This is a genomic window from Clostridia bacterium (assembly GCA_017394805.1).
GTDB lineage: Bacteria > Bacillota > Clostridia > Christensenellales > CAG-1252 > RUG14300.
Genome location: JAFPXC010000003.1, coordinates 40,895 through 63,311 on the forward strand (window position 1 = coordinate 40,895; position 22,417 = coordinate 63,311).

18 protein-coding genes are annotated in these 22,417 nt (G+C 58.0%); 8 read left to right on the forward strand and 10 right to left on the reverse strand.

Features of this window, described 5'->3' with window-relative positions; all coding sequences use genetic code 11:
- The first annotated feature begins 28 nt into the window (after nucleotides 1-28).
- The 6 genes from II896_00545 to II896_00570 all read left to right on the forward strand — a co-directional run bounded on the left by II896_00545 (nucleotide 29) and on the right by II896_00570 (nucleotide 4,005).
- Complete coding sequence (locus II896_00545) at nucleotides 29-214, forward strand: ATP-binding cassette domain-containing protein (GenBank protein ID MBQ4443132.1); 186 nt, start codon at nucleotides 29-31, stop codon at nucleotides 212-214.
- Between the two features lie 71 nt (nucleotides 215-285).
- Nucleotides 286-1,140 carry a class I SAM-dependent methyltransferase gene (locus II896_00550; protein MBQ4443133.1) on the forward strand — a complete coding sequence of 285 codons (855 nt, stop codon included), beginning with the start codon at nucleotides 286-288 and terminating at the stop codon, nucleotides 1,138-1,140.
- The gene (locus II896_00555; GenBank protein MBQ4443134.1) at nucleotides 1,137-1,778 is read left to right on the forward strand and encodes an L-2-amino-thiazoline-4-carboxylic acid hydrolase; all 642 of its coding nucleotides are present in this window, start codon (nucleotides 1,137-1,139) and stop codon (nucleotides 1,776-1,778) included. The genes II896_00550 and II896_00555 overlap by 4 nt, the downstream gene beginning before the upstream one ends.
- The gene (locus II896_00560; GenBank protein MBQ4443135.1) at nucleotides 1,775-2,563 is read left to right on the forward strand and encodes a ZIP family metal transporter; all 789 of its coding nucleotides are present in this window, start codon (nucleotides 1,775-1,777) and stop codon (nucleotides 2,561-2,563) included. The genes II896_00555 and II896_00560 overlap by 4 nt, the downstream gene beginning before the upstream one ends.
- 21 nt (nucleotides 2,564-2,584) lie before the next feature.
- The gene (locus II896_00565; GenBank protein MBQ4443136.1) at nucleotides 2,585-3,376 is read left to right on the forward strand and encodes a class I SAM-dependent methyltransferase; all 792 of its coding nucleotides are present in this window, start codon (nucleotides 2,585-2,587) and stop codon (nucleotides 3,374-3,376) included.
- Between the two features lie 8 nt (nucleotides 3,377-3,384).
- A complete protein-coding gene (locus II896_00570) occupies nucleotides 3,385-4,005 on the forward strand; it encodes a class I SAM-dependent methyltransferase (GenBank protein ID MBQ4443137.1) in 621 nt (206 codons plus the stop codon).
- A 61-nt stretch (nucleotides 4,006-4,066) separates the two neighbouring features.
- Here the strand turns inward: II896_00570 and II896_00575 are convergent, their stop codons facing one another.
- A complete protein-coding gene (locus II896_00575; protein ID MBQ4443138.1) occupies nucleotides 4,067-5,815 on the reverse strand; it encodes a phospho-sugar mutase in 1,749 nt (582 codons plus the stop codon).
- Between the two features lie 196 nt (nucleotides 5,816-6,011).
- On the opposite strand from II896_00575, the gene II896_00580 reads away from it, so the two are divergent.
- Complete coding sequence (locus II896_00580) at nucleotides 6,012-9,167, forward strand: tetratricopeptide repeat protein (GenBank protein ID MBQ4443139.1); 3,156 nt, start codon at nucleotides 6,012-6,014, stop codon at nucleotides 9,165-9,167.
- A 7-nt stretch (nucleotides 9,168-9,174) separates the two neighbouring features.
- Nucleotides 9,175-9,663 carry a tRNA (uridine(34)/cytosine(34)/5-carboxymethylaminomethyluridine(34)-2'-O)-methyltransferase TrmL gene (trmL, locus tag II896_00585; GenBank protein ID MBQ4443140.1) on the forward strand — a complete coding sequence of 163 codons (489 nt, stop codon included), beginning with the start codon at nucleotides 9,175-9,177 and terminating at the stop codon, nucleotides 9,661-9,663.
- Nucleotides 9,664-9,791: 128 nt separating this feature from the next.
- On the opposite strand, the gene II896_00590 is transcribed toward trmL, so the two are convergent.
- From II896_00590 to mnmG, 9 genes are all read right to left on the reverse strand, one after another.
- Complete coding sequence (locus tag II896_00590; protein MBQ4443141.1) at nucleotides 9,792-12,209, reverse strand: bacterial Ig-like domain-containing protein; 2,418 nt, start codon at nucleotides 12,207-12,209, stop codon at nucleotides 9,792-9,794.
- A 110-nt stretch (nucleotides 12,210-12,319) separates the two neighbouring features.
- Nucleotides 12,320-15,718, reverse strand: coding sequence for a transcription-repair coupling factor (gene mfd / locus II896_00595; GenBank protein ID MBQ4443142.1), 3,399 nt, complete (start codon nucleotides 15,716-15,718; stop codon nucleotides 12,320-12,322).
- Entirely contained in the window at nucleotides 15,715-16,272 is a 558-nt protein-coding gene (locus tag II896_00600; protein ID MBQ4443143.1) for an aminoacyl-tRNA hydrolase, read from the reverse strand. The genes mfd and II896_00600 overlap by 4 nt, the downstream gene beginning before the upstream one ends.
- 111 nt (nucleotides 16,273-16,383) lie before the next feature.
- On the reverse strand, nucleotides 16,384-16,833 hold the full coding sequence (locus II896_00605; protein ID MBQ4443144.1) for a nucleoside deaminase: 450 nt from the start codon (nucleotides 16,831-16,833) through the stop codon (nucleotides 16,384-16,386).
- A gap of 1 nt (nucleotide 16,834) precedes the next feature.
- Nucleotides 16,835-17,665, reverse strand: coding sequence for a hypothetical protein (locus II896_00610; protein ID MBQ4443145.1), 831 nt, complete (start codon nucleotides 17,663-17,665; stop codon nucleotides 16,835-16,837).
- A 19-nt stretch (nucleotides 17,666-17,684) separates the two neighbouring features.
- The gene (gene tsaD, locus II896_00615) at nucleotides 17,685-18,716 is read right to left on the reverse strand and encodes a tRNA (adenosine(37)-N6)-threonylcarbamoyltransferase complex transferase subunit TsaD (protein ID MBQ4443146.1); all 1,032 of its coding nucleotides are present in this window, start codon (nucleotides 18,714-18,716) and stop codon (nucleotides 17,685-17,687) included.
- Between the two features lie 37 nt (nucleotides 18,717-18,753).
- Complete coding sequence (prfB, locus tag II896_00620) at nucleotides 18,754-19,851, reverse strand: peptide chain release factor 2 (GenBank protein MBQ4443147.1); 1,098 nt, start codon at nucleotides 19,849-19,851, stop codon at nucleotides 18,754-18,756.
- Between the two features lie 16 nt (nucleotides 19,852-19,867).
- Entirely contained in the window at nucleotides 19,868-20,551 is a 684-nt protein-coding gene (gene rsmG / locus II896_00625; GenBank protein ID MBQ4443148.1) for a 16S rRNA (guanine(527)-N(7))-methyltransferase RsmG, read from the reverse strand.
- 12 nt (nucleotides 20,552-20,563) lie between these two features.
- The gene (gene mnmG, locus II896_00630; protein ID MBQ4443149.1) at nucleotides 20,564-22,417 is read right to left on the reverse strand and encodes a tRNA uridine-5-carboxymethylaminomethyl(34) synthesis enzyme MnmG; all 1,854 of its coding nucleotides are present in this window, start codon (nucleotides 22,415-22,417) and stop codon (nucleotides 20,564-20,566) included.

Consider the following 22,417-nt stretch of genomic DNA (forward strand, 5'->3'; position numbering starts at 1 on the left):
TTGACTTTTCGTTGGAAAAGGGAAAGATATGCGTCATTCTGGGGCCGTCGGGCTCGGCAAATCCACCCTTCTCAATATGATCGGCGGGTTGGACTCGTTGGACGCGGGCGAGATATCGGTGGACGGACAGGACGTTACGCGCCTCAACAAAAAGGAACTGACGACCTATCGCAAGGAGAGTATCGGCCTCGCGTTTCATTCTACAACCTCATAGCGGACTTGACCGTGGAAGAAAACGTGCAAAACGAATATGGTGGAAAGTCTAAAGGACAACAGGAAATAGATATGGAAAAATCGTCGAAATATCACATTGAAAAAAACAGCGTGCAGGAGACTTTGGTGATACCCCTCTACGGGCGCAAACTATGCACCGAGCAATTTCCGCATTTGTTCCAAGACAAAAAAGCGGTGGAATTGATAGACAAGCTCGACTATGACTTCGCGGATTTGGAGAAGAAGAGCAAGGGGTTCGCTCACCGCTTCGGCGCGTTGGAAGTGGCCATGCGCGAAAACGACTTGACGTGGGAAATCAAGGACTATTTGGCGGGACACCCCCAGGCGGCAATCGTCAACTTGGGGTGCGGCTTGGACCAGACCGCCGAGAATTGCGACAACGGCGAATGCAAAATCTACAACGTGGATTTGCCCGACGTGATAGCGGTGCGCAACGCCCTATTGCCCGAAGAGAATAGGGTGCGCAACGTCGCCGCCGACCTCAACGAGATAGGGTGGTTTGACGAGATAGACGCCACGGGCGGCGTGGTCTTCATCGCGGCGGGCGTGTTCTATTATTTCAAACGCGAGGCCGTGAAGCGGCTCTTTGCCGCTATGGAGAAACGCTTTGCGGGCGGCAAGTTGTGCTTCGACGCCGCCAACAAAAAAGCGGTCAAAATCATGCTCAAAACCTGGGTGAAAGAGGCGGGCATCACCTCTATCGAGGACTATTTCTATATAGAGGACGCGGCGGTCGAATTGTCCCCGTGGTGCAACGCCTCCCGCGTGTCGAGTAGAGGCTATATGCTCGGCTACAACGACCTCGAGGACAAATCCGTGCCGCCTCTTTTTCGCCTGTTGGCGAAAATCGGCGACGACAAGATGAAGATGCAGATCGTGCGAATAGATTTCGGGGGGAAGCAATGAGGTATTTCGGCCTGCCTTTGGGGATGAAACTCGTTTTCGGCGGCTCTTTCAAGAAGAACCTGTCCGTTTTCGGCTACGATAAGAAGACGGCGAACGCCATCGCAAAACGCGCAAGCAAGCGCTATAAATCCATCATCGCCGACGTGCCCGACTTTGAGAAAGGCGACCGCTTCCAAGTGAATATCGTATCCTGCGCGCAGTTTGCGGCGTTCTATCTTTCGCTACCCGAACGGCAAACTTTGGCTTCTGTGACCGCGTACTACGACAAGGCGATGATGACCAAGACGATGAAGCGGTTTTGCAAAATGATGGGCAAGAAAAAGTTTTCCCCGAAGGACGTTGCGCGAATGCGAAAGACCGAGGCCTTCCGCGCCGCGGACAGGAACCCTTTTTCTTGGAATATGACCTTTGAGCCATTCGCGTCCGACGCGGGCTACTGTGCCAAATTCACGCATTGCGGGATATGCGTTTTACTGCAAAAACTCGGCATACCCGAGGTAACGCCCGCTATGTGCGCTTGGGACTATGCGATGGCCGAAGCGGGCGGGGTATGCACGTTCACGCGGCAATACACTTTGGCGACGGGTGGTCCGTACTGCGATTGCAACTATCACAAGAATATACGGGTGCTGAAATGACAAGTATGGGGATTACGATATTAGGCTTTGCATTGATATTCGCGGCGACCACGTTGGGCGCGGCGGTCGTGTTTTTCTTCAAAAAGGACATACCCGAAAAGGTCAACACCGTATTCTTGGGCTTTGCGGCGGGCATAATGGTCGCCGCTTCGATATGGTCGCTTTTGCTCCCCTCGTTGGAGGGAGCCGCCTCGTGGGGGCAGTGGTCCTTCGTCCCCGCGGCGGTGGGCTTCGTGGTCGGCGGACTGTTTTTGGTGCTGATAGACAAACTCGTCCCCCACTTCCACGTGGGTACGGCGCAGGAAGAGGGCGTACACAGCAGACTGCCCAAGTCCACCAAAATGTTTTTGGCGATGACCATTCACAATATCCCCGAGGGGTTGGCGGTGGGTTTCGCCTTCGGCGGTGCGGCGGTCGCGGGGACCGACGCGGCGTTGCTCGCGGCGTTGGGGCTTGCCATCGGCATCGCCATTCAAAATATTCCCGAGGGGGCGGCGGTATCGCTGCCCATAAAAAACGTGACGGGTTCGAGGGCAAAGTCCTTCCTTTTGGGTATGGGCAGCGGCGCGGTCGAGCCCGTGGCGGCGGTGGTCGGCTACTTTTTGGCGACGGCACTCGCTGCGGCGCAACCCTGGCTACTGTCCTTTGCGGCGGGCGCGATGATATTCGTGGTAGCCGAGGATCTCATCCCCGACGCCAAGCTGTCGTCCCACCCGCATTTGGGCACCTGGGGCGTGATGGTCGGCTTCGTACTGATGATGGTGCTGGACGTGGCGTTAGGTTAAAAACAATAAAAGGAGATATATATGAAACCGAATTACAAAAATTGGGTGCCTACGGGCATGGTGTTCGGCTATGCGGCGGGCGCTTCGGCGTTCCTCGCCTTGACAATCGTCTTCGCCGTTTTGGGCTTCGTCAATCGGTGGACGTGGGCCATAGCGTTGTTCGCCGTTTGCGCGTTTATATGCGTGATACTGTGCGTTATCACCGCCTATATGGCGATGTGGCACAACGCCTTTTCCTACACGGGACGGCGGCAACTGTCCAAGTATATCGTCGAGGGAACGGCCGCCTACGCCAGCCTGCCCGAGGGCGGCAAGTGTTTGGACGTGGGGTGCGGCAGCGGCGCTTTGACCATTGCGGTGGCCAAACGCAACCCGCAAGCCGACGTCGTCGGCGTGGACAGATGGGGCAAGGATTACGCGTCCTTCTCCAAACCGCTATGCGAGCATAACGCGCAAGCCGAGGGGGTGACGAATACGTCTTTTGCGCGGGGAAACGCGTGCGAATTGCCTTTCGCGGACGAAACCTTCGATGCCGTGACGAGCAACTACGTCTACCACAATATCCCCTCCAAGGACAGGCAATCCATTTTGTTGGAGACCTTGCGCGTACTCAAAAAGGGGGGTACGTTCGCCATTCACGACCTATTCACCGCGCAAAAGTACGGGGATATGGCGGCGTTTATCGCCAAGCTCAAGACGATGGGTTACAAAAAAGTCGAATTGATAGATACGACCAACGGCAAGTTTATGACCAAGAAGGAAGCCAAACGCTTGTTCCTTGACGGCTCGAAACTGCTGGTCGGCAAAAAGTGAGGTGAATTATGGGATTGATGAACAAGTTTTTCAACCAAACGCGCAAGCCCGAAGGCAAGTTGGGCAAGATGATGCTCAACGGTATGAACGGGGGCGGACACGCCCGCCTCGCCACCTTCGGCATGCAACTATTGCCCGACGAGGGGCCGACGGCCATCGCCGAATTGGGGTGCGGCGGGGGGCGCAATATCGCCGCGTTGCTCGACAAATACCCCACGGCGCGCGTCACGGGCGTGGACTATTCCCCGCTGTCCGTGGAAACGGCGCGGGCGTACAATCAATCGAACGCCGCGCGGTGCGAAGTGGTGGAGGGCGATATAACGGCGCTTGCTTTGCCCGCGGAAGCCTACGACCTCGCCACCGCCTTCGAAACCGTGTATTTTTGGGGTGATTTGGCGCGGGCGTTCGCCAACGTGTACGGCATTCTTCGAAAGGGCGGCCGTTTCCTTATCGTCAACGAATCGGACGGGCGCGACAAAACGGGCAAGAAGTTCGAGAAGATCATCGACGGCATGACGGTGTACACGCCCGAGGAATTGCAACGCTATTTGCAGTTGGCGGGCTTTTGCAAAATCGTGTTGACGCATCACTCGGCGAAGCCGTGGATTGCCGTCCTTGCCGAGAAATAAGCATACGAAAAACGACTATCCGTTGCGATAGTCGTTTTTCGTTTGGGGTATGCTTCGCCGCTTAACCCAAGAACTTCTCTTTGAGAGCGGCGATGAGCACGCTTGCCTTTTGGTCGGCGGCCTCTTTGGTGTCGCCTTTGGCCGAGACGTACACTTTGAGTTTTGGCTCGGTGCCCGAGGGACGGGCGCACACCCAATCACCCGAGGCGAGGGCGTAGTACATCACCTTGCTTTGGGGCAGGGTAATGGCTTCCGTCCTGCCGTCCGCATAGGTGCGCACACGGGCGTTGTAGTTGTCGGTATAGGCCACCTTGTAGCCCGCCAAGGCGTCTATCTTCATCTTTTCCAGGTTGTTCATCTTGTCGGCCATCACCGCCATACCGTCCAACCCCGGGAACGAGGTGGATTCGCTCTTCTCGGTGTAGTAGCCGTGCTTTTGGAAGAGGGCTTGCAAGCGGTCGTAGACGGACACGCCCTTGTCCTTGTAGTAGCACACCATCTCGGCGAAGAGCATAGCCGACACCACGGCGTCCTTGTCCTTGGCGTGCGTGCCCGACAGATAGCCGTAGCTCTCCTCATAGCCGAACATAAAGGTATACTCTTTGGATACCGCCCAGTCGTTGATCTTCTCGCCGATGAACTTGAATCCCGTCAGCACGTCGAAGCAGGTCACGCCGTAACTTTGGGCGATCTGCTTGCCTAACGAGGTGGTGACGATGGTCTTGACCACGGCGGCGTTACGGGGCAGCGTGCCCTTCTCGGTGTGGCGCAAAAGGATGTAGTCCATCAGTAGCGAGCCGATTTGGTTGCCGTTCAACAGAACGAACTCGCCCTTGTCGTTTCGTACGGCCACGCCCATACGGTCGGCGTCCGGGTCGGTGCCGATGACCACGTCCGAGCCGAGTTTATCCGCCAATTTGACGCCCAAAGCCAAGGCGTCGGGTTGCTCGGGGTTGGGCACCTTGACGGTGGAGAATTCGGTATCGGGTTTGGCTTGCTCTTCCACCACGTCGAAGGGAATGTGCATTCTCGACAAAATGGTGGTCACGGGCACGTATCCCGTGCCGTGAATGGGGGTGTAGACGATGCGCAGGCTCTTGCCCTGCCGTTCGACGGCTTCGGGCGACAAGGACAACTTCTCGATGGTGGCGTAGTAGGCTTCGTCCACCGTGCGCCCCACCACCGTGATATGCTCGCTGATGGGTTGGTCGTCGAGCCCCATTACCTCTTCGCGGCACTTCGCCGAGACGGGCTCTTCGGCTATACCGAAGTAATCGGCCCGCTCGATGTATTCCACCACCTTGGCCGTGTGCTCGGGGCTCATCTGCGCGCCGTCCGCGCCGTAGACCTTGTAGCCGTTGTATTCCTTGGGATTGTGGGAGGCCGTGATCATAATGCCCGCCGTCGTGCCGAGGTAGCCGATGGCAAAGGAGCAGAGGGGCACGGGGCGCACGTTCTCGAAGAGGTAGACCTTGACGCCGTTCGCGCCCAGTACGCGCGCGGCCGCCAAAGCGAACTCGTAGGACATACGACGGGTGTCGTAGGAGATCAACACGCCGCGGCGCATAGCGTCTTCGCCCAATTCGGTGATGAACGTCGCCAATCCCACGGTCGCACGGCGCACCGTGTACAAATTCATACGGTACGTACCCAGGCCGATCGTGCCGCGCATACCCGCCGTGCCAAACGCCAAGGGCAGGGTGAAGCGGTCCGCCAATTCCTTTTCGTTGCCCCGTAAGGCCGTCAATTCCTCTTTTTCCTGCGGGGTAACGCAAGCCAACCACCGCTCGTACGTCTCTTGATAACTCATACATGCCTCCGTTTTGCGCACACGTGCGCATAATCTAATTATACCATACATTATGCCAAAATCAAGATTTTTCTTAAATCCGTTAATTTTTTGCTTGCCGTGTCGCGCGGATAGCCCCGCGGCTATTGACGGACGGGCAATTATAGCCTATACTTACTATAGATATCAAAGCCTTTACGGGCACAAGGAGCAAAATATGCGCACCGTACGAATGATGATATGCTACGTTCAAAATGACAAAGCCGTGGCCGAGGCCATAGCACGCCTAACGGACGGCATGGTCTTTGACGACCTCGACGCGAAGGTAGAAGTCGTCTATATGGACAAGCCCCTCGTGGGCTGTGCGAACGATTGGGTGGAGTGGTCGACCGTCAACGTCAAACGTGCGGACATCGTGATGCAGCTGTGGACGATGCACACGATGACCTCGGCCGGCAAATATATCGCCGACGAGTTGGCGTTGGCAAAGGTGGAAGGCAAGCAACTGATTATTCTCGACGAGGCGGGATACTATATGTACACAACCAAGTTGCAGGGGCTGTCTCAGACGGTCAGCGTGACCTATCTGCCCACCTTGGAAATGAACGAGCACGTCGAGGGGGTTGTTCTCTCCGTCCTTCGCGACCGCGTGTACAAATGTCTAAACGGCATACAGCCCGAGTACCGCGCTCCCGTGGTATGCATCCGCCAGAAGGAAAGCGTGGGCGAGCCCGACGCCAACTTCGTAGGGCGAGAGGCGGAATTGGCCCAAATCGAGCAATACTACCGCGAGGGCAAGAAAGTCGTGATCGTGCATGGCGAGGGCGGCATCGGCAAGACCGAAATAGTGCGCCGCTACGTGCAGGAGAAAGGCCTGCGGGACCTGTATGCGTACAAGTTGTGCAGTGACGACCACGACCTGAGCTTGGCGACCGAAATCGTGTCCCTCGGCTACAATCGCGACCTTACCGAGGAGGAGCGGCGGCTGAGCACCTTCGAGCAGGCCAAGATACGTATCGACTCCATGCGCAATATGGACAAGCGCTTTATTTTGGTGCTTGACAACTACAACGCCGACTTCGACCACGGCGAAAATCGCCGCATCCTCGACTATTTGGCCGAGGCCGTGCCCTTCCTCGTGATGTTCTCCTCGCGCACCGAGAGCCGCAATCAATCCATCGGGCTGGTGGAGGTGGAAAGCCTGCCTATGGAGCGGCAAAAGGAACTCTTCTATAGAGAGAGCGGCCTCGCGCCTTCCCCCGACAACGACCGCAAGATAGAGGCCCTGTCCCGCAGTATCGCCGGCCACACCATGACCTTGGATCTGTGCGCACGGTTGGTGGAGAAGGGGCGCGCCACCGTCGAGACCCTCACCGAGGACTTGCTCGCGGTCGCGCGCAAGATAGACACCGCCAAACTGCAGAACGAGGACGTGGGGCGCGCCACCGTCAACGAGCACCTGCTACACCTCTTCGAGTTGGCGGATATGAGCGAGGGGCAGCGGGATCTACTGTACGCTCTCTGCTACTTCTGCCAACTGGGCGCCACGTTGGAAGAATTGGAAAAGATTCTCGAAAGAGACGCCGAGGACGACCTCGACTACCTCGAGGCGATAGGCCTCGCCAAGCGTGACGCCCGCCGCTACCATCTGCACCCCTTGGTGGCGGGGTTGGTCAACCGCAACTACCACGAGGGGCGTGCGGAATTAGGCAACGCCGCCTATAGTTTGATATGCGACGACTACAAGCCTTTGCAATACGATGACAGCGTGACCGAATCGGCACGCAAACGCGCCTATTGGGCGCACCTCGTCGGCGTGCTTTCATATAGGCAGACCGACCGATGGCCTTTGGCGGTCTCGTATTTATACTTGGGCAATATCGCCGAAACAACGGGCGACTTCAAAGAGGCCAAGACCTGCTACGAGCGTGATATAGAGATACGCGAGCGCTTGGATGAGAAAAAAGGAAGCCTCGACAATCTGCAAAATTTGTCGTATACGTGTAGGCGCTTGGGAACGGTCCTTAGCGCTTTGGGCGACCTTCAAGCGGCCAAGACCTCCCACCGGCGGGCATTGGAAATGCGCGAACGCTTGGTGGAGGAACTGCGTGAGTACGGTTTTAGTCGGCGTTCCTTGGCCGAATCGAGTATAGCCGAGTCATATTGTGATTTGGGCGATATCGCCCTTGACGAGGGAGACTTGAAGCAAGCTAAGTTGTACTACGAGCGTGCTATGGAGATAGACGAGCGCTTGGCGGTGAAACTGATGAAAGCGCCCAATGTTATGAAGGATTTGTCCGCTTCGTGCGTCGGTTTGGGCGATATCGCCGAAGCAGAGGGAGACTTGAACCAAGCCAAGTCGTACTACGAGCGTGCTATGGAGATACGCGAGCGTTTGGCGGAGGGGTTGGGCACGCCCGACAGCCTGCGGGATTTGTCCGTCTCGTGCGACAAATTGGGTGACGTTGCCGTGGCCGAGGGTAATCTCCAAGAGGCCAAGTCGTACTATGAGCGGTCTATGGAGATAGATGAGCGCTTGGCGGCGCAGTTGGGCACGCCCGACAGCCTGCGGAATTTGTCCGTCTCGTGCAGCAAATTGGGTGACGTTGCCAAGACCGAGGGTAATCTCCAAGAGGCCAAGGCATATTACAAGCGGTTTATGGAGATAGCCGAGCGCTTGGCGGCGCAGTTGGGCACGCCCGACAGCCTGCGGGATTTGTCCGTCTCGTGCGACAAATTGGGCGATATTGCCCAAGCCGAGGGAGAACTCCAAGAGGCCAAGTCGTACTATGAGCGGTCTATGGAGATATGCGAGCGCTTGGCGGCGCAGTTGGGCACGCCCGACAGCCTGCGGAATTTGTCCGTCTCGTGCGGCAAATTGGGTGACGTTGCCGTGGCCGAGGGTAATCTCCAAGAGGCCAAGTCGTACTATGAGCGGTCTATGGAGATAGATGAGCGCTTGGCGGCGCAGTTGGGCACGCCCGACAGCCTGCGGAATTTGTCCGTCTCGTGCGGCAAATTGGGCGATATTGCCCAAGCCGAGGGCGAACTCCAAGAGGCCAAGGCATATTACAAGCGGTTTATGGAGATAGCCGAGCGCTTATCGGAGACGTTGGGCACGCCGCAATCCTTGGACGACCTATTGGTAAGTCACGCCAAATTGTTCGCCCTCTCGTTCGATACGGACGAATTGGCTTGGACGCTGGGTATCGCCTGCGAATTGCACGCCGCAGGCAAGGATTTGCAGGGGCGGTATGATGTCATTTTTGATATAATACGTGAGCAATACCATATAGAAACGAAAGAGGAACTTGACGCAAAGGTTGCCGAATTGTCGGCGCGGTATGCGGAACTGAAAGATAAAAAGGAGTAGCAAGCGTATGAACATCGTATTGGTAGAGCCGGAAATACCGCAAAATACGGGCAATATCGCCCGAACGTGCGCCGCGACGGGGTGCAAGTTGCACCTTATCAAGCCGCTCGGCTTCGACATTAGCGAGCGTGCCGTCAGGCGGGCGGGGTTGGACTATTGGGACAAGTTGGACGTCGCGGTCTACGAGAACTGGGACGACTTCGTGGCGAAAAACCCCGCGGCGAAGTGCTGGTTCGCCTCCACCAAGGCCGCGCATTGCTACGCGGACGTGGCGTATCAATCGGACGACTACCTCGTCTTCGGCAAGGAGACGAGGGGTTTGCCCGAGCCGCTTTTGGCCGCCAACTACGAGCGCTGCGTGCGCATTCCCATGCGCGAGGGTTTGCGCAGTCTCAATCTCTCCAACAGCGTGGCCGTCGTGGTGTACGAGGCGTTCCGTCAGTTGGACTTCGCGGGACTTACGGAGGAGGGGCACCTCACGGGCAGGAAGGATTAGGTTGCCTTGCGGCGGCGAATGTAATGGATTGCCAACGCAAAGCGAGATAGTTGCCTTCGGCAACCGAAAAGAAAAAGGCTGTTGAGAAATCGTCGTTCTCAACAGCCTTTTTGTTTGCTTGGGCGAAATTATTTGTTGTTCTCTTGCAACTTGTTCAGCATATACTCGTAGCCCTTGGGATTGTACTTGATGTTGGACTCTTCGTATTTGGTGATGAAGTCTTTTTGGAACGCGGCGTAGTCGGCGGACACTTTCTCGGAGAGGAGAGAAGCACCCAACTCGGCGGCGACGGTACCCTTGTTGTAGTAGGTGACGTTGGCGCCGTCCTGGACGGCCAAGCCCTTGGTCGCGTCCGCGTCGTAGTCGTAGCTGTTGTAGATGTAGTCCAGACCGAGTTGGTCGTAATTGGTCTCACCCACGGTGGTCTCGGAGACGGTGCCGAAGTCGTCGTCCACCGCATAGGCGGTCAGCACGACGAAGTGGATGCCGTACTCGGACACGCACCAGGCGTAACCGCCCACGCCGCCACGCGCGCTCTCGATGAACACGCCCTTGGCTTCCAATTCGGCCTTGGCGTCGGCGAAAGATTTGCCATTGTAGGTATCCCTGCCGTTGTAGGCGGCCAAGGTGTCGCACGCCAACTCGAAAGCCTCTACCATACCGCTCTTCTCGTTCTCGGCGGTCATCAGGTAGCCGTACTCTTTGTTGGTGATGGAAGAGAAAGCGCCCGAATCCTCGTTGGCCTTGTAGATCCACTCGTTGATGGTGGAAAGGAGAGCCTGACGATACTCGTACGCGTTGGCGGTGACGGTGGCGTCGTTGTTGACGGTGTTCAAGGCGTTCTCGATATCCGCGATGACGTCAAGCACGTTGACGGCCTCTTGGTTGAGGTACTTCTTGGCGGGGCAGTTGACGCAAGGACAATTCTCGTCGCAGGCGTACCACTCGTCCAAGGTGGTGTAAGAGGGACGGTCGGCGCCCGCGGGCAAGACGTAGTTCTTGCAATGGGGGCAGGTGCAGGTCTCCGCCTCGCAGGTGGCGTTCTTGTCGTAGTCGGGGTTGGAGAGCCACACTCCTATCTCCTTGGCCTTGTTGACGGTGAAGTCTTGGATGGCGGTATCGTTGGCATTCTTGGCCGACTTGAAGGCGCTGATGGCGTTGGATTGCTCTTCGGTGAACTTGAACAGCACTTGGGACACGTAGTAGTAGCCGTAGCTATCCTCGTGCACGGGTTGCAGCACGGCGTCTTCCAGGCTGCTCATATCGCCCTTGACGAAGGACTTGACGGCCAATTCGGCTTTGCGCTCGTCCACCACGCGGTTGTACTCGGCTTCGAGCTCGGCCTTGGTGAGGGTGATTTGCTCGGCCTTGGTGTTCTCGGTAAGGGAGCGTAGTTGGTTGACCATATAGGAATACAAATAGTTGTCGTAGGTGCGGTAGTTGTCCTCGAGATACTTCGTGAGACGGCTCATCGCGCTACGGGCGAACTTGTATTCTTTGCGGGCCTCGGTGAGTTCGGCCTCGGTCATACCTTCCTTGATATAGTCGGCCTCTTTCACCTCGAAGGAGTATTTGGCCTCGAGCTTGGTGTCGTCGTCGGCGTTGTCTTCCTCGTTGGAGGCGGCTTGCTCACGCGTGGGGCGAGCGGTCACGATATCCACGGTGAAGGTGGCGGATTTGCCGCCGTAGGTCACGGTGATTTCCTGCGCCTTGGCGGCGGAGGACGCGCTGAAGCCCGAAGTTACCAAATACTTGGTGGGGATTTCCACCGTGAGGCCGTGCGCGTCGTTGGCTTCGGCGTAGTTGGCTACGACCACCAAGCCGCGGGTGTCCAACGTGGCGTCGCTATCTACTTCGTAGATAAGGCGGTAGGGTTTTTCCTGTATGGAGATGGACGTGAATCCCTCGGGCGTGGTGTCCTTCTCGGTGCCGTCCAAAGCGGCGTACTCGGCTTTGACGGTCTCGAGATAACTGTCGAAACGGTCTTGCATATCCTTGTTGGCCGAACGGATGGCGCTGTTGACGTAGCTGTAGTCGGTGTAGCAGGCCATGATGGTCTCCAACTCGGCGATACGCTCGCTGTAGAAGCGATTGAGTTCGCTCATTTGGTTGAAGTTGTAGGTGTGCCCCTTGGTGGAGGCGGCTTTCATCGCTACGACGCGTGCGTCGGCGTCGCCCAATTCTTTTGCGTAGGCCTCGGACAGCGTTTCGATGCACAAAAGACTGTACAACGCGCTCTTGGCCAAGGACTTGTTGCTGTTCTCAAAGGTCTCGTCCAGGTTGGACATATAGCTTTGGAACTGTTCGGCCGAGATGTAGCCGTATTGGTAGTAGGTGTACAAATAGTTGTAATAGCTGTAGAACTGATTGTACAACTCTTCCACGGATACGATGGATACGCGGTCGGCGTAGTTGACGGTGGCGGTCACTTGTTTGCCCGCCCGCTCTTCGTTGACGGGGAACATCTTGGTGCCGCAGGCCGTCAAAAGCACGGTGCTGACTGCGAGAATCATAACGATGATCACGGTTAAGATAGTTTTTTTCATGTTTTCTCCTTACGTGTACGCGTGCATTTGAGTGTCGCGCGCGAAATTACACAAAACAATTATACATAAAACAATGGGGATTGGCAACAATATTTACGCGTTTTTTGTCTTTATTGGCTATAATTTCCGCCTACGTAGCGCAAAAATCGGGTGACCAACTGCATTTTGTAAGCGATACTCTCCTTCTTTTGCACGAGTTCGAGGGCCGTTCCCACCCAAATCGCCTGGCATTCGTCCGCGATTTTTCTCGTGGCGGCGGTGACGGCCACGCTCTCGGTGTAGTCGGCCGACACGAAGCGCACGCGGCAGAAGCGGCGGTCTATCTCTATTTTCTGCACGCCGACTTTACTGCCCAATACGCGCAGCAGCGAGACGGACAAGAGGTTGTCTACCACCGTGGGTATCTCGCCGTACAATTCGGCTATATCTTTGCGGATGGCGTCCCGTTCGACCTCGTCCGTAAGCCCCGCTATGCGGCGGTAGAGTTTCAGCCGCTCCACTTCGCCTGCCACATAGTCCTCGGGGATATAGGCGTCGCAGTTGACCGATACTTCGGTATTGGTCTCGGGCGCGACGATCTCGCCTTTCAAGAGGGCGATGGTCTCCCGCAATAGGCGGCAATACATATCGTAGCCGATGCGCTCCACGTGTCCGTGCTGTTCTCGTCCGAGCACGTCGCCCGCCCCACGGATCTCGAGGTCCATGAGGGCCAGTCGGTAGCCCGAGCCCAAGCCCGCGTTGTCGCACAAGGCGTCGAAACGCTTGGCCACGTCGCCCGTGGGCACGTACCCTTCGGGGTAGGTGAAGTAGGCGTGCGCCTGCCTCGTCGAGCGTCCCACGCGGCCCTTGAGCTGGTACATTTGCGCGAGTCCCAGACGGTTGGCTTCCAGCACGAAGAGGGTATTGGCGTTGGGTACGTCTATGCCGTTTTCGATGATGGTGGTGGCCAATAGCACCTGCGCCTCTTTGTTGTAGAACTTGTAGATATTGCCTTCCAACTCGTGCGCGGACATTTGCCCGTGCCCCACGACGAACGTGACTTCGGGCAGGAGTTTTTGCAGTTTGCCGAGGCAATGGTATATCTTCTCCACGCTGTTGTACAGCACGAAGACCTGCCCTCCGCGGTTGAGTTCGGCGCGGACGGCGTCTTCCAACAGTGCGTCCGAATACTCGCCGACCATCGTCTCCACGTCCCGCCTTCCCTTGGGCGGGGTGTCCAATACGCTGACGTCGCGGATGCCCGACAACGCCATGTGCAAGGTGCGCGGTATGGGCGTGGCCGACAGCGACAGCACGTTGACGTTGTTGCGCATGGTCTTGATTTTTTCCTTGTGCTCCACGCCGAAACGCTGCTCCTCGTCCAACACCAATAGGCCGAGGTCGAAAAACTCCACGTCCTTGCTGAGCAGTCTGTGGGTGCCGACCACCACGCTGACGGTGCCCTCGGCGAGCCCTTTGAGTATCTCTTTGGACTCCTTGGCGGTGCGGAAGCGCGAAAGACACGCCACCTTGACGCCGAAGGGCAGTAGGCGTTGGGCCACGGTCATGAAGTGCTGTTCGGCCAATATGGTGGTAGGCGCGAGAATGGCGGCCTGCTTGTTTTCCATGATGGTCTTGAACACGGCGCGGAGGGCCACCTCGGTCTTGCCGAAGCCCACGTCGCCACAGATGAGGCGGTCCATCACCCGTCCCGATTCCATATCGCGTTTGATTTCGGCCACCGCGTTGAGTTGGTCGGGCGTTTCCTCGAATTCGAACGCCGCCTCGAATTGCCGTTGGAAGGGGGTGTCGGGCGGATAGACGTAGCCCTTGCTTTGCTCGCGCTTGGCGTACAACTCCAATAGGTCGAAGGCGAGTTTGCGAATGCTCGCGCGCGCCTTGGCCTTTTGTTGTTTGAATTCCTCTTTGTTGGGGTTGGACAGTTTGGGCGCGGATTCCGAGCCGGCGTAGAGTTTCAACAGCCCCATTTGGTGCATAGGCACGTAGATTTTGTTTTCGCCCGCGTAGCGAAGCACCAAATAGTCCATTTCGCCCACGTAACTTTTGACGTGCTGTACGCCCATACATTGACCGATGCCGTACTCATCGTGCACGACGTAATCGCCCGGTTTGGGCGCGACCACGCGCTCTTGGGGCAGGTTGGTCAGGGCGGGCACGGTGGTAAGGCACATATCCTGCGTGCCGACCACCACGCACTTGGCGGCAGGGAAGACGAAGCCGTTGTCCAAGCGCGTTGGCACGAATTCCGCCCCCACGTCCCCCGTCAATGCGGTCATCGTCCTCACCCATTCGGGCGTGCCGCAGTAGAGGCGCACGGCATAGTCGCGCCGTCTGTATTCCAGTAAATCCTTGACCAGTAGGTTGATATCCTTCGAATAGGCGGGCAGATTGGTGCCGTGCAGGACGAATTGCCCTTTTTCGCGGTCCACCTGTCCTTGGGGGATGCCGCTGAATCCGAGCATACCGAAGCCGCCTATCTTGGTCATGACCACGTCGGCGGCCAAGGCGCTTTCGGCGTGGCGGCGCATGACTTCGCCCTCGGGCATCAAGCGGTCCACCCTCGCGCGCAGGTCGGCGGTGAGGGCGTTGAGCGTGTCGAACAGTTGCTTGGGTTCGTCCAATACGAACAGGCAATCGGGGGGCAGATAGTCGAAAAGGGTTTGGAATTGATCTTTGACGAAAGGCAATATCCAAGACAAGGCCGCGTCTTTCGGGTTGGCGTTCAGTTGCGACTCCACTTCGGATAGGATCTCTTCCGTGCGGCATTGCGCCTTGGCGTTTTGCAGGGGGCTGCGGGCGGCGACGATGCGCCGCATCACTTCCTTGGGGGGTAGGTCGTACAGCATATCCGTCGCGGGCAATAGGTCCACCGCGTCCGATCGCCCCATTCCCTTCATGGTTTCGGGTTGAAAGAACTTAATGCTCTCTATCTCGTCGAAATCCAATAGCACCCGCAGGGGCATTTCGGCGTCGATGGGGAATATCTCCAAAGCGTCGCCCGTCACCGAGAAAGTGCCCTTGCTTTCGGCGCGATCGCTTTGACGGACGTAGCCCATGGCGGCAAGTCTGTCGGATAGCGTGACGGGGTCCCACTTGTCGCCTACCGCCAGTCGCAATGTCGCCGACAGCAGACGGTCGCGCCGAGGCGCGTATTGCGTCAGCGCCTTGGGCGAGACGACCAACGCGTCGTAGTCCCCCTTGGCGAGCGAGAGCAGACACCCCAACCGCATACTGACGTTGCCGAGGTTGACCTGCCGCCTGTGCACGATCGTATCGAACGGCGCGGGAATGGTGCGCACCTTGCAACCCATCTGCGTGAGAGTAGTGACGATTTTGGGACACTTATCCTCTCCTGCGACGTAGACGAACTGCCGCCCCGCAAGGGTGGCTATATGCGCCCGCTGCGTGTGCGATGCGCCGTAGACGACCGTCCTGTCTTTGGTGGCGACGGACGATAGCACGTCGGCGTAGGCCGCTCGTAGGGAGGGGATGGCAAAAAAATCTTTCATTGCAATACTTGTATGGCTTTGGGTATGGAGCGCGTATCGAGATAGGCTGACAGCACGGTTTTGGCGTCCGTGGTCGCCTTGTCCCACCGCGCGAAAAGGTCGTCCTTGGGGCGGGACAACACGAAGTTGTAGAGGGACATTTCGCCCGTCGGGCGGCCGATACCTACCCTCAGGCGCGGCACGTTCTCGCCCACGCAACCCACGACGGAACGCATACCGTTGTGCGTGCCCGCCGAGCCTTTCTCACGCATACGCAAAACGCCCAAATCCAAGTCTATATCGTCGTAGACCACGACGACCTCTTGGGGTTTGGCGTGGTAGTAACCCAATAGTTCTCGCACGCTGTCCCCCGATAGGTTCATATAGGTCTGGGGCTTGGCGACGATTATTTTTTCGCCTTTGACGAACAGTTCGCACACTTTGGCGTGGCAAATGCGGCGTTTGAAGGTGCCGCCCAAATCGGCGACGAGCTTGTCCACCGTATTGAATCCCGTATTGTGATAGGTGTTGCGATAGGTCAACCCGGGGTTGCCTAAGCCGACGATAATCAACATAATGTCTCCTTGCGGTGCCGTTGCACCTCGTTCTATGGGGCGTTCGCCCTCGTTTTTGATGGTAACGGTCGTAATAGGCGGGGTACGTACCCCCGTTTTTCGCGCCGTCTGCTATTTTTTGCGCTTGTTGCGGAAGAAGTCGGTCAGCAGCCGTCCGCATTCTTCGCCGAGTACGCCGCCGACGACGGTCATACGATGGTTGAGTTTTTTATCCCCGATGAGGTCGTACACGCTCCCCATACAGCCCCCTTTCGGGTCGTATGCGCCGAAGTAGACGGCTTTCAATCGACAGTTGACGACGGCGCCCGTGCACATGGCGCAAGGCTCCAAAGTGACGTACATCTCGCACTCGTCGAGGTACCAGTTGCCGCACGCTTTGGACGCTTCCGCAAGCGCCAATATCTCGGCGTGCGAAATGGCGGAGTTGTCGCGCTCTTTGCGGTTGGCGGCAGCGGCGATCACCTCATCCCCGCGCACGACGACGGCGCCGACGGGTACTTCGTCGGCTTCGGCCGCTGCTTTTGCCAATTCGATGGCCATACGCATATATTTTTCGTCCATATTACTCCTTGTACGCCGCCATATACGACGCAACGTCTTTGTGCGCCGCGACGAGGGCGGGCAGTTCCCCGTAGGGGAATGGGTGTGCGAAGTCGTCCGAGCCTATCTCCACCGTCAAGGCTATGCCTTGGGGGTAGTTCAGGGCATACCAGTCCTTGTATCCGCCCGCACTACCGACGCTACGCGAATAGGCGTACCCCAGCCGCTCGGCGAGATAGCGGGCCGCGCCTTGGCTATGCGCCGCCGCTTCCCCTTCGCCGAACCCGTAGTAGATCACTTCGCCCTTGCAATGGTAGCTGAGCGTCAGGCGGTATCGTCTATTCCTCGTCAGGCGTACCAAGCACCGCGCCTCGGGCGAGGACAGCGGATAGGGGCCGACGTAGTTCGCGGGTGCGGGACGGCGGACGTTTTGTTTGCCCGTACCCCACCGCGCGTCGAAGTTGACGTTGACGTCCACCCCTTCGCCGTTGGCTTTCCACAAAGCGAAGTCTTCTCCGCCGTTCAGGGCGAGCAACCGTTCGCGGGCGAGGAGCGGCGCGGACGATACGCCCTTGGCGCACAGTTCCACCCCGTCGGGGTTGACCATGGGCACGAAGTCGCAAGGGGGCAGTCCGCCCACGGCGTAGGCCTCCCGATAGGCGCGCGCCATCGCCACTACGACGGGCGCCGTAATATGTTCGCGCGCGTGGATGGCGCCGTGTATCAGCATACCGCCGCCACGGCCTACCGCGATGACGTAGATAGGCCGTCCAAACGCCGAACGCCCCGCCGTGTACACGGTGGGGAAATCTTGTATATCTCGTCGCAAACTGTCGTAATCGTATATGGTCATACGACAGTATATGCCGTGGTCAGTCGCTACGCAAAGGTATGGTGGCCACGGCGTCCAGCGTGTTGGGCGCAAAGGGCGCACCCGCGCGGATCTGCACCAAAGCCTCCATGCCGATCATCGAAGCATTGTCCGTGCAGAAGCGCTTGGGCGGGAATAGGGTAGCGATACCCTTGGGATAGGCGTAGTTGTTGAGCACCTCGCGCAAGCGACCGTTGGCGCCCACGCCGCCCGCAACGGCTATGGTACGTATACCCCTTTCTTCGGCCAAAGCCACCGCGTGTTCGGCCAAAACCGATACGGCCGCGTCTTGGAAAGAGGCCGCCACGTCCGCTTTGGAATAGGGCTCTCCTTTTTGCTCCTTGGTGTGTACGTAGTTGATGACGGCGGTTTTGAGACCGCTGTAACTGAAGTCGTATTTGCCCGCCATCTTCGCCTGCGGCAGGGGAATGCACGCTTTGCCTTCGCGCGCCGCTTTTTCTATTTCGGGGCCGCCGGGGTAGGGCAGTCCCAGCACCCGCGCCACTTTGTCGAAGGCTTCGCCCACGGCGTCGTCCGCCGTAGAGCCGTAGATTTTTAAGTGGGTGTAGTCGGTCACTTCGGCCACCGCCGTGTGTCCGCCCGATACGATGAGTGCCACGTAGGGGGGCCTCAGCTCGGGGTGCGCCAGGTAGTTGGCGGCGATGTGCCCGCGAATGTGATTGACGGCCACGAGGGGCTTGCCGTAGGCGAACGCGAGGCCTTTTGCGTAGGATACGCCGACCAACAGAGCGCCGATGAGTCCCGCACCGTAGGTGACGGCGACCGCGTCCACGTCGGGGATGGCGAGGCCGCTTTGGCGTAGCGCATCGTCGACCACCGCGTTGATATTGACGGCGTGATTGCGCGAGGCTATCTCGGGCACGACGCCGCCGAACGCGCGATGGATGGGTATTTGGGTGGAAATGCTTTCGCCCAAAACCACGCCGTCCCGCACGATGGCGCAGGCGGTTTCGTCGCAACTCGATTCGATGGCGAGTACTGTCAGATTGGTCTTGTTTTGCAAAGCATTCATGCTATCCTTCTTGCGCCCCGTTATAGGGCGGCTTACTTTATGATTTCCGCAGATATTCGGTGATGAAGGGATCCAAGTCCCCGTCCATCACGGCTTGCACGTTGCCGGTCTCGTACCCCGTGCGGTGGTCTTTGACCATCGTGTAGGGGCAAAAGACGTAACTGCGAATCTGGCTGCCCCATTCGATGCGCTTCAGTTCGCCCTTGATTTCGTTGGCTTTTTCCAACTGTTCGCGCTCTTTCTTCTCGGCGAGGCGTGCGCGCAGCATGGTCATGGCCACTTCGCGGTTTTGTATTTGCGAGCGCTCGTTTTGGCATTGTACCACGATGCCCGTAGGCAGGTGTGTGATACGTACGGCGCTGTCGGTACGGTTGACGTGCTGGCCGCCCGCGCCGCCCGAGCGATAAGTGTCGATTTTGAGGTCTTCGGGGTTGATGACGATGGCGCCGTCGTCGGGTATGACGGGCATGACCTCGAGGGAGGCGAAAGAGGTATGACGGCGGCTGTTGGCGTCGAAAGGCGATATACGTACCAGCCTATGCACGCCCTTTTCGGCTTTCATGTAGCCGTAAACGTTGTCGCCCGAGAGCTCGAACGTCACGGATTTAATGCCCGCTTCGTCGCCCGCTAAGTAGTCGATGGTCTTGCATTGATACCCCTTCTTTTCGGCGTAGCGCGTGTACATACGATAGAGCATACTCACCCAATCCTGCGCCTCGGTGCCGCCCGCGCCCGCGTGCAAGGTGAGAATGGCGTCGCACGCGTCGTATTCGCCTTTGAGTAGCGCCGCCAAGCGCATTTCTTCGATGTCGGCGGACAGTCTAGTCAGTTCGGCGCTCAGTCCGTCCAACTCTTCCACGGCTTCCATTTCGTCCGCCATGTCCAGTAGGACCAAAGCGTCCGCTATCCCCGTTTGCAGTTTGCGATAGGCGTTCAACTTGTTGTTGATTTTCTTGGCTTCCTGCGCGATTGCTTGGGCTTTGGTCATATCCGTCCACAGATTTTGGTCGTCGAGTTTCGCCTGCAATTCGGCGCTCTTCTTCTCCAACTCCTCTATGCCCAAAGACACGCCCACACCGTCAAGTATGCGCTGCTGCTCGTTGAATTTGGCTTTCAGTTCTTCGAATGCGATCATGTCGTACTCCTTGCCGCTATTGAAGCGGCGCCGTGCGGGGCTTGTTGCCTCCGCGCGGATATTGCGAGGGGGTGGCGGCGGTTTTTTCGTATACCAACAGACACCGCGCCGCGTCCTCTATGGTGTAGTCGAAGGTTTCGACGAGCGCAAGGTGCAGCAGTTCGGCGGCTTTGCGCCCCGAGGTCGCTTCTTCTTCCGCGTTCGTCTTATATACTACCACACGTCCGCCCGTTTTGGCAAGCGGCGAGAGGTATTCCAGCAGGGTGGCGATGGGGGCGACCGCGCGCGCCGTCACCACGTCGAACGCGCCACGGTACGCGCCTTTGCCCGCGTCTTCCGCGCGGATATGCACGGCCTTGGCGTTTCGCAAGCCCAAATCCTCAATGACCGCCGTCTGGAAGGTCACCTTCTTGTTGACGCTGTCCAAAAGCGTGAATTCCACGTCGTTTGCGGCGATGGCGAGGGGCAGAGAGGGAAATCCCGCGCCCGCGCCCACGTCGCACACCTTGCCGCGCATATACCGTAACCCAGCCAGACTGTCGGCGAAGTGCTTTTGATACACGGCGTCGCGCTCGGTGACCGCGGTCAGGTTGAAGCGCTCGTTCCATTCGGTAAGAAGCGCGTAATATCGCTCGAATCGTTCGAGTTGCGCTTCGGTCGGCACGAAGCCCCATTCGGATAGTTGTCGTACGAAATCCATAGCGTTCGGGTTCTATTGCTTGGTTTGGCGCAATAGGTAGATGATGAGCACGTTGATATCGGCGGGGGATATGCCGCTGATACGCGCGGCCTGCCCCAAGGTGAGCGGGCGCACGGCGTTGAGTTTTTGTCGCGCTTCCAATCGTAGATTGTCCAGAGTCGCGTAGTCGACGTCGGCGGGCAACGCCTTGTCTTCCAAGGCCATCGCCTCTTCGCGCATCGTCGCCTCTTGTTGCAGATAGCCCTCGTACTTGCAGTCGATGGCCGCCTCTTGCATGACGGCGGGCGAAAACGCCTCGAACGGCGACAGGGCGTACACGTCCCGCCAAGTGACCTTGGCGTGTTTGAAGAGGTCTTTTGCGCGGATGCCCGATTTGGGCTCCTGCTCGCCGCCTTTAAGGAGAATGGGCTTCGTTACCGAGGGCGGCAGAATGGTCTCCAACGCCTCGTCCAATGCGGCCCGTTCTTGCTGTTTGGCTTGAAAAGCCGCCCAACGTACCCCGTCTACGAGGCCTATTTCGCGCCCTAACGGCGTTAAACGGCGGTCGGCGTTGTCCTGTCTTAGTGTGATGCGGTATTCGGCTCTCGCCGTCATCATGCGGTAGGGCTCGTTAGTGCCTCGCGTCACCAAATCGTCTATCAAAACGCCTATATAAGCCTGGTCGCGGCGAAGCACGACGGGCGGCTTCCCTTCGAGCGTTCGCGCCGCGTTGACGCCCGCCATCAGGCCTTGCGCCGCCGCTTCTTCGTAGCCCGAACTGCCGTTGACCTGTCCCGCGAAGAACAGCCCTTTGACGACTTTGCTCTCCAAGGTGGGATACAGCGACAAAGGGTCGATGCAGTCGTACTCGATGGCGTAGGCGTATTTGAGGAAGCGGCAATGCCGCAATCCCGGCAGGGTGCGGTACATGGCTTCCTGCACGTCGCGCGGCAGGCTGCTGCTCATACCCTGTATATACATACTTTCGCCGCCCAAGGTCTCGGGTTCGACGAAGATTTGATGCCGTTTGTGGTCGGGGAAGCGCACGACCTTGTCCTCTATGGAGGGGCAGTAGCGCGGCCCGACGCCTTTGATGTTGCCGTTGTACATGGGCGCACGGTGCAGGTTGTCCAGTATAATGCGGTGCGTCTCCTCGTTGGTGTAGGTGAGGTAGCACGGCTCTTCCTCGAACACCCGTTTTTCGGTCAGGAAGGAGAAACTGTAGACGTCCTCGTCCCCCTTTTCCACTTCCATCTCGTCGAAATCTATACTGTCGCGCGCGATACGTGCGGGCGTGCCCGTCTTGAATCGGCGGATGGGAATGCCCGCGGCCACCAGCGACGCCGTCAGCCGTTCGGCCCTTGCGAAGCCCGACGGCCCCTCGAAATACTCCTCTTCGCCGCGAATGATACGCGCGTTGAGGTATACGCCCGACGCGATCACCACCACGGCGGCGGTATATAATACGTCCCCTACGTACACCCCTTTTATGCGACCGCCCTCGATGAGAAGCGCGGTCGCTTCCCCTTCCGCGAGGGTAAGGCGGGGCGTTTGCCGCAGGGTATCCAGCATATTGCGGTGATAGACCGCTTTATCCGTCTGACCTCGCAGGCTTTGCACGGCGGCGCCTTTGGTGGCGTTGAGCATCTTGATTTGCAGTAGGCTACGGTCGGCGTTCAACGCCATCTGCCCGCCCAAAGCGTCGATCTCGCGCACCAGATGTCCCTTGCCCGTGCCACCCACGTTGGGATTGCAGGCCATATAGGCCACCGAGTCTATACTGATGGCCAATAGCAGGGTTTCGTGCCCCAATCGCGCGAGGGCCAATGCGCTTTCCACCCCCGCGTGTCCCGCGCCGATTACGATTGCGTCGAATGCGGTATTCAT

Bases quoted from the DNA above. Each gene is read 5' to 3' on its own strand.
- II896_00565 (MBQ4443136.1), top strand. From the start codon at position 2,585: ATGAAACCGAATTACAAAAATTGGGTGCCTACGGGCATGGTGTTCGGC.
- II896_00580 (MBQ4443139.1), top strand. From the start codon at position 6,012: ATGCGCACCGTACGAATGATGATATGCTACGTTCAAAATGACAAAGCC.
- II896_00545 (MBQ4443132.1), top strand. From the start codon at position 29: ATGCGTCATTCTGGGGCCGTCGGGCTCGGCAAATCCACCCTTCTCAAT.
- mnmG (MBQ4443149.1), bottom strand. From the start codon at position 22,417: ATGAATACCGCATTCGACGCAATCGTAATCGGCGCGGGACACGCGGGG.
- rsmG (MBQ4443148.1), bottom strand. From the start codon at position 20,551: ATGGATTTCGTACGACAACTATCCGAATGGGGCTTCGTGCCGACCGAA.
- II896_00600 (MBQ4443143.1), bottom strand. From the start codon at position 16,272: ATGTTGATTATCGTCGGCTTAGGCAACCCCGGGTTGACCTATCGCAAC.
- II896_00590 (MBQ4443141.1), bottom strand. From the start codon at position 12,209: ATGAAAAAAACTATCTTAACCGTGATCATCGTTATGATTCTCGCAGTC.
- II896_00570 (MBQ4443137.1), top strand. From the start codon at position 3,385: ATGGGATTGATGAACAAGTTTTTCAACCAAACGCGCAAGCCCGAAGGC.
- prfB (MBQ4443147.1), bottom strand. From the start codon at position 19,851: ATGATCGCATTCGAAGAACTGAAAGCCAAATTCAACGAGCAGCAGCGC.
- trmL (MBQ4443140.1), top strand. From the start codon at position 9,175: ATGAACATCGTATTGGTAGAGCCGGAAATACCGCAAAATACGGGCAAT.
- tsaD (MBQ4443146.1), bottom strand. From the start codon at position 18,716: ATGAATGCTTTGCAAAACAAGACCAATCTGACAGTACTCGCCATCGAA.
- II896_00560 (MBQ4443135.1), top strand. From the start codon at position 1,775: ATGACAAGTATGGGGATTACGATATTAGGCTTTGCATTGATATTCGCG.
- mfd (MBQ4443142.1), bottom strand. From the start codon at position 15,718: ATGAAAGATTTTTTTGCCATCCCCTCCCTACGAGCGGCCTACGCCGAC.
- II896_00610 (MBQ4443145.1), bottom strand. From the start codon at position 17,665: ATGACCATATACGATTACGACAGTTTGCGACGAGATATACAAGATTTC.
- II896_00575 (MBQ4443138.1), bottom strand. From the start codon at position 5,815: ATGAGTTATCAAGAGACGTACGAGCGGTGGTTGGCTTGCGTTACCCCG.
- II896_00550 (MBQ4443133.1), top strand. From the start codon at position 286: ATGGAAAAATCGTCGAAATATCACATTGAAAAAAACAGCGTGCAGGAG.
- II896_00605 (MBQ4443144.1), bottom strand. From the start codon at position 16,833: ATGGACGAAAAATATATGCGTATGGCCATCGAATTGGCAAAAGCAGCG.
- II896_00555 (MBQ4443134.1), top strand. From the start codon at position 1,137: ATGAGGTATTTCGGCCTGCCTTTGGGGATGAAACTCGTTTTCGGCGGC.